The organism is Flavobacterium sp. (assembly GCF_043756175.1).
Lineage (GTDB): Bacteria > Bacteroidota > Bacteroidia > Flavobacteriales > Flavobacteriaceae > Flavobacterium.
This window is the reverse complement of record NZ_JAYURN010000019.1, coordinates 1-2,326: the sequence shown is the minus strand read 5'-3', so window position 1 is coordinate 2,326 and position 2,326 is coordinate 1. Positions and strand designations below refer to the sequence as shown.

The 2,326-nt window shown below is 32.9% G+C and carries 2 protein-coding genes; one reads left to right on the top strand and one right to left on the bottom strand.

The window, feature by feature from the left end; all coding sequences use genetic code 11:
* Window positions 1-275: 275 nt before the first annotated feature.
* The gene (locus ACH2BP_RS01110; protein ID WP_395056172.1) at window positions 276-1,520 is read right to left on the bottom strand and encodes a 3-deoxy-D-manno-octulosonic acid transferase; all 1,245 of its coding nucleotides are present in this window, start codon (window positions 1,518-1,520) and stop codon (window positions 276-278) included.
* Between the two features lie 176 nt (window positions 1,521-1,696).
* Here ACH2BP_RS01110 and ACH2BP_RS01105 point away from each other — a divergent pair.
* Window positions 1,697-2,326, top strand: a 630-nt coding sequence (locus ACH2BP_RS01105) for a DegT/DnrJ/EryC1/StrS family aminotransferase (protein ID WP_395056170.1), incomplete at its 3' end; no start/stop codon positions are given.

Sequence of the window (2,326 nt, the reverse complement as noted above, 5' to 3'; positions counted from 1 at the left end):
CTTTATTATAAAAGGTTAATTATTAATTCGTGGCAAAGATATAAATTTTTTAATATGTAAAATATTTTTTTATTTTTTTTTTAAAAAATAATATTTTTCGCCAACATTCTCATTTACAACAACTATTATGCCAGAGGCTCAATTTTAAGAAATATAACGGGTTAATTCAATAAAAGAAACTTTGTGGGGCTTTTTTTATAATCCATATGGCAAGGAGTCCGCTATCGTGCCTAAATAGCAGGGACTGATTTATGTCCTGATTTTTTTTTAGAAAATTAGAGCAATTCAAAATTCGAAATAGTATTCATTATAATAGTGGTAGCACCTTTATTCATTTGCACAAATGTTTCACATATATGTCCTTTCTCGTCTCTTTCAACCTCGATAAGGATTAAGTTCATTAAAGTGGTTTCCAGTTCCTTTTTATTGGAAATAGAAATACAGCCTTCAAGGTTTACTAAAGCACTCGCCTCTGTAAAATGAGAGTAGTTCGGGCCAATCACTATTGGAACGCCATAGGTAGCTGGTTCCAATATATTATGTACGCCAGGATTTCCAAATCCACCACCCACATAGGCAATGTCAGCATAACTGTAAATTTTCGTCAAAATGCCAATAGTGTCAATTATAAAAACGTCGTAATCAGCAAGATTTTTTTCCTTTCTTTCGCTGAATAAAACTGTTTTTGTGGCGATGCTGTTTTTTAGATGTTCAATTTGTTCTGTTTTTATATTGTGTGGTGCAATTATAAATTTGACATTGTATTTATTGGAATTGATAAAATCAACTAATAAACTTTCATCTTTTGGCCATGAGCTTCCTACTACGATGGTAAGTGTGTTGTTTTTGAACTCAGAAATAAAATCCAAAGAGTTGTCTTTTTCTAAAATTGCTGCAACTCGGTCAAAACGTGTGTCTCCTGAAACTGCAACATTGGCTTTGCCTAATTGTCTTAATAGTTTTTTTGAATTCTCATTTTGCACAAAAAAATAAGTAAATGTATCCAGTGCTTTTCTATAAAACCCGCCGTACCATTTAAAGAACATTTGATTTTCTCTAAAAATACCTGAAATCATGTAAGTTGGCGTTTTTAGCTCCTTAAGTTCGCTTAAATAATTTAACCAGTATTCGTATTTAATAAAGAAAACGAGTTCAGGCTTCACTAAAGTTAAAAACTCTTTCGCATTTTTCGGGGTATCCAAAGGCAAGTAAACCGTGACGTCCGCAACCGTATTGTTTTTGCGTACTTCATAGCCTGAAGGCGAAAAAAAAGTAACTACAATTTTATGGGAAGGAAATTTCTCTTTAATTTTTTCGATTACAGGCAGTCCTTGTTCGTATTCGCCTAAAGAAGCAGCATGAAACCAAATCGTTTTGTCCGAAGGTTTTATTTTTTGTTCCAAAGTTGGAAAAACAACTTTGCGACCTTCCACAAAAAGTTTGATTTTTGGACTGAAAATAGCGATTAGTTTTAAAGCTTGTGAAGCGAAAATTACAAATAAATTATAAAGGAAAAGCATCGTTAAAAATTTGTGTGCTAAATTACATCACTTTAAATAATTTTCATTGTAATAAGTCATTAAATAACTATTTTTGTTCTCGTTTTATAAAAGGTTTTATGGCGTTCAGTAACTTCAAACCATAAACTAGCATCGTCCTTAGGTCAGTTGAAGGATAAATTTTAAACAAAATCTCAATGAAAAAAATTCAAATGGTTGACTTAAAAAGTCAATATGATAAAATAAAAGATACTGTAAATACGGCTATTCAAGAAGTTTTAGATACCAATACTTATATTAATGGACCTCAAGTTCATCAGTTCCAAAAATCTTTAGAAAACTATTTAGATGTAAAACATGTTATTCCGTGTGCAAACGGAACTGATGCGTTACAAATCGCTATGATGGGATTGGATTTAAAGCCAGGAGATGAAGTCATTACTGCTGATTTTACCTTTGCCGCAACAGTTGAGGTGATTGCTTTGTTGCAACTTACGCCGGTTTTGGTTGATGTAGATATGCATAATATGAATATTTCTATTGAGGGAATAAAACGCGCCATTACACCAAAAACAAAAGCGATTGTTCCGGTACATTTATTTGGCCGTGCGGCTAATATGGAAGCAATTATGGCTTTGGCGGCAGCACACAATCTATATGTGATAGAAGATAATGCACAAGCAATCGGTGCCAATTGCAAGTTTTCTGATGGAACAAAAAAGAAAGCTGGAACAATTGGTCATGTAGGGTCTACCTCTTTTTTTCCGTCTAAAAATTTAGGTTGTTATGGTGATGGTGGAGCCATTTTTACAAATGATGATGCTCTG

Excerpts from the sequence above, each read along its gene's own strand:
- ACH2BP_RS01110 (WP_395056172.1), bottom strand. The coding sequence starts at position 1,520 with ATGCTTTTCCTTTATAATTTATTTGTAATTTTCGCTTCACAAGCTTTA.